Source organism: Anaerococcus octavius (assembly GCF_900445265.1).
Taxonomy (GTDB): Bacteria; Bacillota; Clostridia; order Tissierellales; family Peptoniphilaceae; genus Anaerococcus; species Anaerococcus octavius.
Genome location: NZ_UFTA01000002.1, coordinates 1,433,845 through 1,447,263, shown reverse-complemented (window position 1 = coordinate 1,447,263; position 13,419 = coordinate 1,433,845). Strand labels below are relative to the sequence as shown.

Annotated in this window: 14 protein-coding genes; all 14 read left to right on the top strand. The window is 30.1% G+C overall.

The window, feature by feature from the left end; translation table 11 throughout:
* The first annotated feature begins 1 nt into the window (after window position 1).
* On the top strand, window positions 2-1,048 hold the full coding sequence (srlE, locus tag DY249_RS07105; protein ID WP_115595660.1) for a PTS glucitol/sorbitol transporter subunit IIB: 1,047 nt from the start codon (window positions 2-4) through the stop codon (window positions 1,046-1,048).
* 23 nt (window positions 1,049-1,071) lie between these two features.
* Entirely contained in the window at window positions 1,072-1,434 is a 363-nt protein-coding gene (locus DY249_RS07100; RefSeq protein WP_115595659.1) for a PTS glucitol/sorbitol transporter subunit IIA, read from the top strand.
* 2 nt (window positions 1,435-1,436) lie between these two features.
* Window positions 1,437-2,249: an SDR family oxidoreductase gene (locus DY249_RS07095; protein ID WP_115595658.1), complete on the top strand. Its 813-nt coding sequence runs from the start codon at window positions 1,437-1,439 to the stop codon at window positions 2,247-2,249.
* 1 nt (window position 2,250) lies between these two features.
* A complete protein-coding gene (locus tag DY249_RS07090) occupies window positions 2,251-2,931 on the top strand; it encodes a transaldolase family protein (protein ID WP_115595657.1) in 681 nt (226 codons plus the stop codon).
* Between the two features lie 158 nt (window positions 2,932-3,089).
* Entirely contained in the window at window positions 3,090-5,114 is a 2,025-nt protein-coding gene (locus DY249_RS07085) for a BglG family transcription antiterminator (protein WP_115595656.1), read from the top strand.
* A gap of 10 nt (window positions 5,115-5,124) precedes the next feature.
* Window positions 5,125-5,592, top strand: coding sequence for a PTS sugar transporter subunit IIA (locus DY249_RS07080; RefSeq protein ID WP_101539586.1), 468 nt, complete (start codon window positions 5,125-5,127; stop codon window positions 5,590-5,592).
* A 2-nt stretch (window positions 5,593-5,594) separates the two neighbouring features.
* The gene (locus tag DY249_RS07075; RefSeq protein WP_101539585.1) at window positions 5,595-5,876 is read left to right on the top strand and encodes a PTS sugar transporter subunit IIB; all 282 of its coding nucleotides are present in this window, start codon (window positions 5,595-5,597) and stop codon (window positions 5,874-5,876) included.
* Window positions 5,877-5,887: 11 nt separating this feature from the next.
* Window positions 5,888-7,243 carry a PTS galactitol transporter subunit IIC gene (locus DY249_RS07070; protein ID WP_115595655.1) on the top strand — a complete coding sequence of 452 codons (1,356 nt, stop codon included), beginning with the start codon at window positions 5,888-5,890 and terminating at the stop codon, window positions 7,241-7,243.
* A 1-nt stretch (window position 7,244) separates the two neighbouring features.
* On the top strand, window positions 7,245-7,904 hold the full coding sequence (locus DY249_RS07065) for a class II aldolase/adducin family protein (RefSeq protein WP_101539583.1): 660 nt from the start codon (window positions 7,245-7,247) through the stop codon (window positions 7,902-7,904).
* A gap of 17 nt (window positions 7,905-7,921) precedes the next feature.
* Entirely contained in the window at window positions 7,922-8,929 is a 1,008-nt protein-coding gene (locus DY249_RS07060) for a dihydroxyacetone kinase subunit DhaK (RefSeq protein ID WP_115595654.1), read from the top strand.
* 5 nt (window positions 8,930-8,934) lie between these two features.
* On the top strand, window positions 8,935-9,549 hold the full coding sequence (locus DY249_RS07055; RefSeq protein ID WP_101539581.1) for a dihydroxyacetone kinase subunit L: 615 nt from the start codon (window positions 8,935-8,937) through the stop codon (window positions 9,547-9,549).
* 120 nt (window positions 9,550-9,669) lie between these two features.
* Window positions 9,670-10,323, top strand: coding sequence for a fructose-6-phosphate aldolase (fsa, locus tag DY249_RS07050; protein WP_101539580.1), 654 nt, complete (start codon window positions 9,670-9,672; stop codon window positions 10,321-10,323).
* Window positions 10,324-10,449: 126 nt separating this feature from the next.
* Entirely contained in the window at window positions 10,450-12,438 is a 1,989-nt protein-coding gene (gene tkt / locus DY249_RS07045) for a transketolase (protein WP_115595653.1), read from the top strand.
* A gap of 230 nt (window positions 12,439-12,668) precedes the next feature.
* Window positions 12,669-13,418, top strand: a complete 750-nt coding sequence (locus tag DY249_RS07040) for a DeoR/GlpR family DNA-binding transcription regulator (RefSeq protein ID WP_115595652.1) — start codon at window positions 12,669-12,671, stop codon at window positions 13,416-13,418.
* The last annotated feature ends 1 nt before the right edge of the window (window position 13,419 follow it).

Below are 13,419 nucleotides of genomic sequence, written 5' to 3'. Positions count from 1 at the left end.
TATGGCAAAAGTAAAAGTAGTAAAGGGATCGGCAGGATATGGCGGACCATTAGTAATTGGTCCTGAAGGCGATAAGAATGTGCTATTATTTATTACTGGTGGAGGCGCAAAGCCTCCTGTGGTGGATAGAATAAAAGAACTTACAGGATGTGAAATTGTCAATGGGTTTAAGACATCAGTTCCAGAAGAAAGAATATTTGCAGTAGTTATTGATTGTGGTGGAACATTAAGATGTGGAATATATCCTAAAAAAGGGATACCAACTCTTAATATAAAACCAACAGGAAAATCTGGACCACTCGCTCAGTATATAAACGAAACAATTTATGTATCTGATGTCGGACCAAAGCAAGTTTCTCTCATTGAAATATTATCTGATGATAGCAATAAATCATCAACAGAAGAAAATACTAATAAAGTTTATGAAACAAGCGAAGATAACACTGATACAAAAAGTAATGAAACAATAACATATACTAAAGATAAAAAAGTTTCACAAACACTTGCAGAACAAAGTGATAATAGCTTTATACAAAAAGTAGGTATGGGTGCTGGAAGGATAATAGATATATTTTTTCAAGCAGGTAGAGATGCAGTGCAAACAATGTTAAACACAATAATTCCATTTATGGCCTTTGTAGCAATGCTAATTGGTATTATTCAAGGATCTGGATTTGGAGATTGGTTTGCAAAATTACTTATTCCATTAACTGGAAATGTAATAGGCTTAGTAATTTTAGGATTTATTTGTTCTATACCTGTACTTTCAGCTCTATTAGGACCGGGAGCTGTAATTGCTCAAGTAATTGGAACTTTAATAGGAGCTGAAATAGCTAGGGGAAATATTGCACCAAGTCTAGCTTTGCCTGCACTATTTGCTATAAATACACAAAATGCTTGTGATTTTATACCTGTTGGTTTAGGATTGGCAGAAGCGGATGCAGATACAGTTGAGGTTGGAGTTGTTTCGGTAATGTATTCAAGATTTTTAATTGGGGTACCTCGAGTGTTGATAGCATATTTAGCTAGTATTGGTTTATACGCATAGATAAAGAATAGAAAGGATTGATAATGAAAATAATTTATGAAAATACAGTAACTAACATTGGAAATTCTGCAGATGAATTTGGGAATGAAATGATAATATTTTTTGGGGATAATGCTCCAGAAGAATTAAGAGATTATTGCTATTCGTTAGAGATAAAAGATACAGATGGAGACATTAAAGCTGGAGATCATATTGATATTGATGGTGTACAATCCAAAATATTAGCTGTGGGAGATGAGGCTCAAGTAAATTTAGAAAGCTTAGCACATTTAACAGTAAATTTGAGCGGAAATATAGATGATTTATTACCTGGAGCTATAGTCACTGAGAAAGTAGATATTCCTGATTTAAAAATAGGAACGGAATTTAGAATTTTGGAGGATTAATAATGAGTTGGTTAGCTTTAGAAGAAAAAGTTGTTTTAGTTACAGGGGCAGCGTCAGGTATAGGTAAAACAGTAGTTGAAGGATTATTAGGAGCAAATGCGAAAGTAGCTGCAACAGATATAAATGATAATAAGCCAGATTATGCGAATGAATCAGATGAGAGTTTATTATATACACATTTAGATGTAACTAACAAGGAAGATGTAAGAAATGTAATAGACAAGACAATTGAAAAATTTGGTCATCTAGATGCCATAGTAAATAATGCTGGTATAAATATACCAAGATTATTAGTTGATCCTAAAGATCCTCATGGTAAATATGAATTAGATGATAAGGTTATAGACTTGGTTACAAGTATTAACTTTAAAGGATTAATTTATTGTGCTCAAGAAGCAGCTAGAGTATTTGTAGATCAAGGGCATGGAGTTATTATTAATATGTCTAGTGAATCTGGACTTGAAGGTAGTGAAGGACAGTCAATATATGCAGCTACAAAAAATGCTGTAAATTCATTAACTAGAAGTTGGGCTAAAGAATTAGGAAAATACAATGTAAGAGTTGTAGGAGTAGCACCAGGAATACTGGAAGCTACAGGACTTAGAACGCTAGAATATGAGGAAGCTTTATCCTATACTAGAGATATAACAGTAGAAAAACTTAGAGAAGGTTATAAAAGCACAAAAACAACACCGTTAGGAAGAAGTGGAAAGCTTACAGAAGTATCAAACTTAGTATGCTTTTTAGCAAGTGATAGGTCTTCCTATATACATGGTGTTACTATAAATGTTGCGGGTGGAAAGACTAGAGGTTAATATGCATTTATTAATAGACGATGCAAATATTGAAAATATAAAGTATTTGTACAATTACTATCCAGTATGTGGAGTTACAACAAATCCCAGTATACTTTTTAAAAATAATAAAAATCCTTTAGAAACTCTAGAAGAGATTAGAGAATTTATCAGAGAAGATGAGCTTCATATACAAATTTTATCGGATGATGCTGAAAATATTGTAAAAGAAGCAAGAATACTAAAAGAAAAATTTGGATCAAATACTTTTATAAAAATTCCTACAAATAAAGAAGGCTTAAAAGCTATTAAAAAATTAAAAAGTGAGCAAACAAATATAACTGCAACAGCAATTTATAGTCCGACACAAGCATTTTTAGCTTCATTAGCAGGAGCGGATTATGTAGCTCCATATGTAAATCGTATAGATAATTTGGGTTATGATGGTGTAGAAACAACAATTAAAATTCAAAATATTTTAGAAAAAAATCAAACAGATACCAAAGTTTTAGCAGCAAGCTTTAAAAATACAAACCAAGTCTTAAAATTAGCAGAATATGGCATATCAATTGCAACCTGCTCTTATGAAGTTTTTGGAAAATTTATTGAGGATAATAATGTAAACAAAGCTGTAGAAGATTTTGTAAATGACTTTAAGGCAATTGATAAAGATAGGAGAACTTGGACTGATTATCTAGGTTAAAAATTTAATTTAAACAAATATTAAATATTAATAACACATGAAAAACTTTTAAAAAGGATGCGTTTTCATGTGTTATTTTACTTTAATCAGCTAATACAAATTCCTTCTTATATGCGAAGTGATTAAGTATTGAGTGAAATTAGGAAAATGTTATACTAATGATAACAGATGGGGGAGGTGAAGAAATTAATAAACGTAGATTAGATATACTTATGATAGTTCTAGATAGAAGAGCTATTAATGTTAAAGAGTTATCAAAAAAGTTTAATGTTACAAGAAGAACTATTCAAGAAGATTTAAAAATTATTAGTAATTTCACTAAGAAATATTGGGACTTTAATTTAGCTACTACTGATGGACTTGTTAATTGTGGCGAAAATAATAACTTGTCTAAGTTTAGAATTTATAATCAATTAGATTTTAATAATTATACTTTAAACAAGGATGAAAGAATATTAGTTGAATATTTAATTCTGTCTACTTCTAACAATTTTATAACTTATACTGATATATCGGAGATAATGTATGTATCTAGATCAACTATAGTAGAAGATCAGTATCAATTAGGTGGGTTGTTAAAAAGTTATGATGTAGATTTAGATGCTAAAGCTGGATATGGAATTAGAATTAGTGGTAATGAATTAAGTATACGAAGTATATACACTATTATAGTTACTGAGTATATATATCTTATATGCATGTATTTTAATAGCAATTATTTTAAAAGTAACTTAAGTAAAGCAGATATCGATGATAACCTTAAGGCTATTGATAATATTATTGGGGATATAGAATATAACAATAGTATTATATTTGATGATAATTCCTTCGCAAAACTAAGATATTTGTTAGAATTTATTATAGTTAGAGAAAAAATGGGATTTTCATTATATGATATAAAAGGTTACGAAAGTTCTAACAAATTAGGATTTCAAATTTATGATAACTTAGTAAAGTTATTCAATCTTGATTATAGTTCAAGTGAAAAGGTTTTTATATCACATTTTGTAGATTATTTAGGTTTTAAGAATATTAACTTAAATGATAACGTACAACTCAGTGTTCAATTTTTAACAAGAAAGTTAATAGGAAAACTATCTGAAAGCTTAGAATTACCTTTATATTTAGACTATAAATTATTTGAAAGTTTATCTATGCACCTAGATAGAATTAGTAATAAGCCTATATATAAAATAAATGATTATAACATTGATCTAAATAACTATTTTCATGACAATAGCTATGTCGATAAAGTTTATGATGCTGTAAAGTCAACTGTATTTATATTAGAAGATTATTTTAAAAGAAATATAAGTGACTCTGAAATTACATTTATAGTTATATATGTATGTGCTTCTATTGAAAGAATTAAATATCAAAAAGCAAAAGAATTGTCTATTTTAGTTATTTGTAATTATGGTATAGGAACAAGTGAATTAATAAAGCTACAGTTAGAAGAAATGTTTTCTTTTAAAGAGATAGAAGTTACATCAAGTCATCAATTAGATAGATTAGATATAAAACAGATTGATCTAATACTTTCTACAACTATTTTAAATAATGAACAAATAAACTATTTGAAAGTATCACCTGTTTTAACTACTGATGATTATGAGCATATTTCAAATGAAATTTTAAAAAAGATAAGTTTTACTAATATTAAACCTCACAAGCATACTAATATTTATAAAGTAAGTGATGAGAAAAAGAACAAGTCTAAAGGCATAGATAATTACTTAACCTATGATTTTATAAATATAGTAGAGGATGTATATGATTGGAAAGAATCTATAAAAATCGCTGCAAAACCATTAGTTAGTAAAGGTTTCATAGATGAAAAATATATTCAAAGAATGATAGGTAACATCCAGAAAAATGGACCATATGTAGTAATAAACAAAGGATTTGCTCTACCTCATGCTGATAAAACAGGAGTTGTAAAAAAGACTTCATTTTCGTTCTTGAAACTAAGAAAACCTGTAATATATAATGCCGGAGAAATGGATCCTGTGAAATATATTTGCGTACTAGCAGTAAATGAAAATGAAGATCATACTAAAGCGTTATTTGAATTAGTTAATTTATTTCAAGTTGATAGTTTTAATAATGAGTTAAATGAAGCAAATACAGTTGATGAAATAGAAAAAATAATTTTTAAATATGCAAAAATTAATCACAATTAAGAGGTGAAAAGTGGAAGATAATATTTTAATTGATGAAAAGTATATTCACATAGATTGTGAATACGATAATAAAGAAGATCTATTAAAGTATCTAACGGATACGATGTTAGAAGATAATGTTATTAAAAATACATTTTATGAAAATATATTAGCAAGAGAATTTAAATATCCTACAGGTCTAAATACTGGTGTGATAAAAGTTGCGATACCACATACAAATCCAGAACACGTGAATGAAGCAGCTATAAGTATTGCAACACTTAAAAATCCTATAAAATTTAATAATATGGAAAATTCAAACGAAGAACTTTTTGTAGATTTGGTTTTTATGCTTGCTGTTGATAATCCAGAAAAACAAGTACCTTTATTAGTAAAACTTATGGGGATTTTTAGTCAAAGTGATAAGCTAAAAGAAATTAAAGAATCAAAGGATAAAAGTGAAATTAAGAAAATTATGGAAGATTTATTGGAGGAATAATTATGAAAAATATAGTAGTGGCATGTGGATCAGGAGTAGCAACAAGCCAAACTGTGGCATCAAAAATAAATAATATGCTAGAAGATGATGGAATAAATGCAAAAGTAGAAGCGGTAGATATTAAATCTCTAGATAATATTATTGATACTGTTGACGTGTATGTATCAATAATGTCAGCTGAAAAAAAATATGATAATATACCAACAATAAATGGTATTGCTTTTCTTACTGGAATGGGTATGGATGAAGAATATAAAAAATTAAAACAATATATAAGTGAATAGGGAGCTACGCTATGTTTCAAAATATCATTGATTATATATTAGGATTGGGAGCAGCGATATTTTTACCGATTATAATGATTATAATTGGTTTGATATTTAAAATGCCAGCTAAAAGAGCTATTTTAGCTGGTATAACTTTAGGTGTTGCTTTTACAGGAATGAGCCTAATTCTTGATTTTATGTTCGGGACAATAAGCCCTGTTGCACAAGATTTAGTGACTAGAACAGGACTTGAATTAAATGCTGTTGATGTTGGTTGGACACCAATGAGTGCTATCGCATGGGCTTGGCCATATGCTTTATTAATGTTCCCAATTCAAATTATTATAAATTTATTAATGATTGGATTTAAATGGACAGATACTTTAAATGTTGATATGTGGAATGTATGGGGAAAAATTTTTACTGCAACAATGGTTCAAGCTATTTCTGGAAGTTTAGCTTTTGGATTTATAGCTGCAGCTATTCAAATTGTTTTAGAACTAAAAATTGGTGATGCTAACAAAGAAAAAATAGAAAAAATCACCTCTATACCAGGTGTAACTTGCACTCATTATATGACAATTCAGTGTGCTTTAATGGAACCTATTAATATATTATTAGATAAAATACCTGGATTGGGTGGAAAAGTTTTTGACTCAGATAAATTGAGAAATAAAATTGGTATTTTTGGAGAAAACAGTGTTATGGGATTAATAGTGGGTTCACTATTAGCTATAATAGCTGGATATAGTCTTTCAGATGTTCTTAATATTGGAATTAAAGTTGCTGCATCCTTAGTACTTTTTCCAATGGTAGCAAAACTATTTATGCAAGCTCTTCAACCTATTTCTGATTATGCTAGCACATATATGAAGAACAAATATCAAGATAGAGAGATTCATATCGGATTAGACTGGCCATTTATGGCTGGAAGATCTGAGATTTGGGTGGTATCAATTATACTTGTACCATTAGAAATTATATTAGCATTTTTGTTTGCAAAGTTCGGATGGAGTTCAGTTTTACCACTTGCGGGGATAGTAAATGTTATAGTTGTAGTTCCTGCGTTAATAGTTACTAATGGAGATATTATTAAAATGCTTATACTATCAATTTTATTTACACCAGCATATTTAATAGTATCTAGTCAATTTGCACCAGCTGTAACAGATTTGGCAAGAGCTGTAGGTACTATTGATATACCATCTGGTCAATATATAACATACTTTGGTGTTGAAGCTCCAATATTTAGATGGGCAATAAGTAAAGCTTTTGCAATGGATGTAGTTGGAATAATTTTATTAATAGTTGTAATAGCTTGTATTATCTATTATGTAAGAAAGTGGACTCAAAACACTAAAAATAAAGTAACTATGGAGGTTTAAAATGTTAGAAAATTTAAAAGATAATGTTATAAAAATTTCTAGAGATGCTCAAAATAAAGGTCTTTGTCAACCAGGATCAGGTAACTTTAGTGAAAGAGATAAGGAATCAGGATATGTTTGTGTTACACCTGCAGCTATAGATAGAATGAAATTGAGAACAGATGATATTATAGTTGTTGATTTAGATGGTAACGTTATTGAGGCGAAAAATGGAACTAGACCATCAAGTGAAACTATGATGCATCTTCAAATATATAAAACTAGGGATGATATTTTCGGTGTCGCACACACACATTCAAAATTTGCAACTACCTTCGCAGTTTTAAATAAAGAGATTCCAGCGATAGTTTATGAGTTAGCATCTATGGGTTTAAAAGAGGCAAGAATACCTGTTGCTCCGTTCGAAACACCTGGAACTCCTGAACTAGCAAAAAGTGTAACGGAATCTGTAAAAATTTCTAATGCTTTTTTAATGGAAAAACATGGCGCAGTAGGTATAGGAGAAGATTTAGAAAAAGCATATTTAAATATGTTATATTTAGAAGATATAGCAGAAATATACTTTAATACTTTGCTTGTGAATCAAGGAAAAGAACCGGATTCATTTACACAAGATCAATTTGATGCTTGGAAGTATCCTGAAAAATTAAAAATTGATTAAGTATAAAGGAGATAAATATGAAGAAAATTATTAATAAACCAGAAGATTATACTGAAGAATTTGTTAGAGGAATAATTAAAGCTCATTCAGATCAGTATAAGCTATTAAATGATGACTATCGAATGCTAATCAGGTCTAATTCTAAAGATGAACCTAAGGTAGGGATTGTTACAGCTGGAGGAAGTGGTCATTTGCCTCTTTTCTTAGGATATGTGGGAGAAAATATGTTAGATGGTTGTGCTGTTGGCAATGTGTTTGCATCACCATCTTCATCAAAAATGGAAGAGCTAATTAGATACTGTGATTCTGGTAAAGGGGTTTTATGTCTTTACGGAAACTATGGTGGTGATAATTTAAACTTTGAAATGGCTACAGAAATGGTGGAATTTGATGATATTGAAACTATCCAGATTAGAGTAAAAGATGATATTGCTAGCGCAAGTGAAGATAAAAAAGATACACGTAGAGGTGTAGCTGGCATAGTTTACGCTTATAAAATAGCAGGAGCTGCAGCTGGTAGAGGATATGACTTAGAAAAAGTAGCAGAAATAACGAATAGAGCATTAGATAACATAAGAACTATGGGTGTAGCTCTAAGCGCTACTATAGTACCTGAGGTTGGCGAAGCAACATTTAATATTAGCGAAGATGAGATAGAAATAGGCATGGGTATACATGGTGAATCTGGGATAGAAGTTAGAAAAATGATTTCTGCAGATGAAATAGCAGAAATTCTTGTTGAAAAAATATTGACTGAAATAGAGCTTTCAGAAAATGATGAAGTAAGTGTTTTAATTAATGGTTTAGGTGCAACTCCACTTGATGAACAATATATAGTTTATAATAAAGTTTATGATATATTGGATGAAAAGAAAGTTAAAATTATCCAACCTCATATAGGAAATTTTGCTACATCTATGGAAATGTCTGGATTATCTATTACTATATTTAAATTAGATTCAGAACTAAAAGAATTACTTCTTGAAGTAGCATCCACTCCTTTCTATACAAATTATAATAGGTGATATAAATGGAATCAAAAGATATATATGAAATAATATTAATAATACGTGATTTAATAGATGATAATAAATCTTACTTAGTTCAATTAGATCAAAAATTTGGAGATGGTGACTTAGGAGTGTCTATGTCTCAAGGTTTTAATGGTATTATAAATTCCTATGAGGATAATGAAGATTTAGGAAGGTTATTACTAAGTATAAGCAAAAGTTTCAATGAATCTGCTCCATCATCGTTAGGAACTATCATTTCATTTGGAATTATGGGTATGGCAAAATACTTAAAAGGAAAAAATGAAATAGATAGTGAAGAATTATACTATGCATTAGTTAAAGGAGCAGAAAATATAGAACATAAGGCACATTCTAAAGAAGGTGAAAAAACAATCGTAGATTCTATAAGGCCAGCTTTAAAGAGAGCAGAACCATATAAGTCAGATGGGTTTAAGATTTTTACTCGAAAACTAATGGAAGGATCAGCAGAAGGTGCTATTGCAACAAAAGAAATGGTTAGCAAACATGGTAGAGCAGCTTATCATAATGAAAAAACGTTAGGACATATTGACGGGGGTGCCTACGTAGGAAAATTAATATTTGAAGCAAATTCAAACTATTTTAATAAATAACTTAAAATATTGACCATCTATTATAGTAGGTGGTCAATTTATTATAATAATTGTTTACGTTTTCTTATTAAACATTCTAATGGTATAATATCAATAGAATCATTCAAAAGGAGTTTGATAATGAAATTTTTCTTAGATACTGCAAACGTTAACGAAATTAAAAGAATTAATGATCTTGGGCTTGTTGATGGGGTTACTACTAATCCTTCTTTGATTAACAAAGAGGGACGTGATTTTAAGGAAGTTATTTCTGAAATTACTGAACTTATTGATGGACCTGTTTCCGCTGAGGTTACTTCTTATGATTATGAGGGGATGGTTGAGCAAGCTCGTGATCTTTCTAAATGGGCTAATAATGTTGTTGTTAAAATTCCTATGACTGAAGATGGTTTAAAAGCTATCCATACTTTAAGTAAAGAAGGAATTAAGACAAATTGTACATTGATTTTCTCTGTTTCTCAAGGAATTATGGCTATGAAAGCTGGAGCTACTTTTATTTCTCCATTTATGGGTAGAGTTGATGATATGGGTGAAGATGGTGCACGATTAATTGCTGAACTTCGTGATGTAATAGATATTTATGGCTATGAATCAGAAATTATTGCTGCAAGTATAAGACATATTAATCACCTTGAAAAAGCAGCCTTAGCTGGTGCTCACATTGCAACTATTCCTGGTTCTTTATTTGAAAAATTATGGACACACCCACTTACAACTGCTGGTATTGAAGCATTTGTAAAAGACTGGGATGCTTTTGAATCTAGAAATAAATAGTAAATAAGAGTCAAAGAAACTTTCTATTTTGCTTAATAAATTTAATTGATATTAAAAATCTCTTGATGTTATAATATAATCAAGAGATTTTTTTGAAATTTTGTTTTTAATTTAAAAGGAGAGATTATGTTTAATAAAAATGATGAACGTGCAATTAGTGCTATTCGTGCGCTATCTATTGCTCAAATTGAGGCTGCAAATAGTGGCCACCCAGGGCTTCCTATGGGTGCCAGTCCTATGGCTTATGTTTTGTGGAATAAATTTTTAAAGGCTAATCCTAATAATGCTAACTGGTTTAACCGTGATAGATTTGTATTATCAGCAGGTCATGGTTCTTCTATGCTTTATTCTTTACTACATTTATCAGGATATGATGTTGGTATTGATGATTTAAAAGATTTTAGGCAATTGGGTGCAAAAGCTGCAGGTCACCCAGAACGTGGACATATTGATGGAGTTGAGGTAACTACTGGTCCTTTAGGACAAGGTTTTGCTCAAGCTGTTGGTATAGCTATGGCTGAAAAACATTTGGCAGCAATGTATAACAAGGATGATGCACAAATAATTGATCACTACACATATGTACTTTGTGGTGATGGTGACCTTATGGAAGGCATTTCTTATGAATCAATGAGTCTTGCAGGTCATTTAAATCTTTCAAAACTAATAGTGCTTTATGATTCAAATGATATATGCTTAGATGGTGCTACAAATACTACTTTTTCTGAAGATATTAAAAAACGTGCAGAAGCTTTAAATTGGAACTATCTAAGAGTTGATGATGGTAGAGATTTAGATCAAATTTATGAAGCTATCAGCAAAGCTAAGGGTAATATACAAGGTCCAACTATTATAGAAGTAAAAACTATTATTGGATATGGTTCTACTAACCAAGGTACAAATAAAGTTCACGGTGCACCAATTGGGAAAGAAGAATTTATAAAAGCAAAAGAAATTTATGAATGGACTGAAGATGACTTTAATATCCCAGATGATGTTTATGATACCTTTAAAGAAGGCATTGTAAAAACTGGTGAAGAAGAAAATCAAAAATGGGATGATTTATTAGATAAATATCAAGAAAAATATCCAGAAGATTATAAAAATCTAATGGCAGGTATCAATCGTGAATTACCAGAAAACTTTATAGATGAAGTTAAAAAATATTCAAGTGAAGATAATGCTCTTGCAACACGTGCATCAAATGGTGAAATTATCCAAGATTTAGCAAAAATTACTCCAAATTTCTGGGGAGGATCTGCCGACTTATTCTCATCAAATAAAACAAATATTAAAGACACAGTAGCATTCACAGATAAGACACCAGAAGGACGCAATGTTTGGTACGGAGTTCGTGAATTTGCTATGGCTGCCATAGGAAATGGTATTATTGCTCATGGCGGTACATGGCATCACGTTTCAACATTCTTTGTATTTACAGATTATTTAAAACCAGCAATTAGACTTTCTGCTCTATCAAAATTGCCATTAACATATGTGATGACTCACGATTCTATTGCAGTTGGTGAAGATGGTCCAACACACGAGCCAATAGAACAATTAGCAATGATTAGATCAATTCCAGATTGCATTATGATAAGACCAGCTGATGCAAATGAAACAAGACTTGCTTGGAAATACGCTCTAGAATCTCAAGAAAAACCAGTAGTGATGGCTCTTACTCGTCAAAATGTAGGAAACTTAGAAGAAACTGAAAACATTACAGATATTAATAAGGGTGCTTACATAATTAGTGATTGTGAGAAAACTCCTGATTTAATCTTAATTGCAACAGGTTCTGAAGTAGAACTTGCACTTGAAACAAAAGCATTATTAAAGGATAAAAATATACGAGTAGTTTCAATGCCTTCTATGGAATTATTTAGAGAACAAGATGAAGCCTATAAAGAAGAAATTTTACCAAAAGAAGTTAAAAACAGAGTTTCAATTGAAATGGCATCTACCTTTGGATGGGCAGAATGGACTGGTACAGATGGATTAAATATCGGTATCGATACATTTGGTTTATCTGGAAAAGGTAATGAAGTTACAGAAGAATTTGGCTTTACTGCTGAAACTATTGTAGAAACAATTAATAACAAATTTTATAAATAAGATTTATGGAAAACACCTCCATGCTATTTATTGGCTGGAGGTGTTTTTTATTTGTTATTTTATAAGTAATCAAGACTTATCATTAGTTTGATTACCGTCAAAAAGTTATAAAAATAGAGTATACATTTAAAACAAAAGTTTAAAAATTAACAAAAGAAAACATTTGCACTGTTGAAAACTTGTGCTATAATGAAAACAGAATAAAACGAAAGGAAACGTAATTAAACAAAATGTTTACTGATGAGCGTCATGCTTATATCTTAAATAAAATTCAAAACAACGATAGAGTTAGCGTATCAAATCTATCTAAAGAACTAAGGGTATCTGAAGTAACGATACGTAAAGATTTAAATTTTCTTGAAGGTCAGAATTTGCTGAAAAGAACTTATGGAGGTGCTGTAGCTCCTCTAAATCATGTAATAGAGCTAGGTATAGAAGAAAAGTCTGAAAAAAATATTGAACAAAAAGATTTTATAGCTAATAAAGCTAGCCAACTAATAGATGATGGACTAAATATTTTCCTAGATGCGGGTACCACAATTCAAGCTATACTTCCATATTTAAATAAGTATAAAGATTTGAATATAATAACTTATGATTTAGAAATAGCTTATAGATTATCTAAATCCAAGGATATTAACACTTATTTGTTAGGCGGATATATAGACACTAAGACAAAAACTTCTATGTCGATAGAGGGATATGATAATTTAGAAAAAATCCACGCTGATTTAAGTTTCATAGGAACGGATGCTTTTGATCAAGATTTTGTATATTCCACAACGGAAAATAAAGCAAAAATCAAAAATCGAATGATACTCAACTCACAAAAATCAATCCTACTATGTGATAGCTCAAAGTTTCATAAAAAGGGCTTATATTCTTTTAATAAAACGGATAATTTTGACTATATAATTACGGATTCATCCAATGATGAATTGAATAATTATATAAAGTTGAATAATATAAAAACATTGTAAA